At 81.2% G+C, this 828-nt stretch carries 1 pseudogene; it reads left to right on the top strand.

The features are described 5' to 3' along the window. A pseudogene (locus ACLIYP_RS30645) lies at positions 1-828 on the top strand (hypothetical protein); the annotation flags it as partial.

The following is an 828-nucleotide window of genomic DNA, read 5'->3' as shown; positions in this document are numbered from 1 at the left end:
CGGCGCGCCGCCGAGGCCCTGGGCGCCGAGGAGCGCCTGGCCGAGCTGCTGGGGCTGCCCGGCGGCGACCGGCCGGAGGCTTCCCCGGAGCCCGGTTCCGAACCCGGTCCCGCCGAACCCGGCCCCGGCGGGTCCGGCCCCGCCGGCGCGCTGGACGCCGAAGGGCTGGACCGCAACGCCGAGACCCTGCGCGAGCTGCTGGAGGAGTCGGTCGCGGCCGCCGAGCGCCAGCTGTTCGACCTGCGCACGGCCGCCGCCGACGACTCCCGCATCCTCGGCGCCCTCGGCGACGGCGGACTGCTGCCGCCCGGCCCCGACGTCCTGGCCACCGTCGAGTACCTGGGCGAGCACGGCATCCCCGCCCTGCCGGGCTGGCGCTACCTCGCCCAGTCCGTGGACCCGGCCGACCACGCCGCCGTCCTGGCCGCCCGGCCCGAACTGGTCGACGGCGTCGTCATCACCGACCCCGGAAGCCACGCCCGCGCCCGGGAGGTCCTGTCGGGCGCGGCCCTGCTGCCCCGCTCGGCCGTCGCCGTCGGCACCGCCGCCGCGCTGCTGGCACCCGTCCCCGCACCCGGGAGCCAGGACGCCGGGACCCCCGGCGGCTCCGGCGTGTTCCTCGTACCGCCCAACCCGGCCATGCACGACGAGCACGCGGCCGACGACGAGCGCCGCCGGCTGCGCGAGCGCGCCGCCGCCCGCGACGAGGAGATCCGCGCCCTGGCCGCGCGGCTGTCGGCCGACCGCTCCCTGGCCGCCCGGATCGGCTCCCGGCCCACCGCCTGCCCGCCCGGCCGCCGCGCCGAGCTGGCGGCCGGGGCCCGCGCC

This window comes from Streptomyces nanhaiensis, assembly GCF_046614825.1.
Lineage (GTDB): Bacteria > Actinomycetota > Actinomycetes > Streptomycetales > Streptomycetaceae > Streptomyces > Streptomyces radiopugnans.
This window is presented reverse-complemented; position numbering and strand designations above follow the sequence as displayed.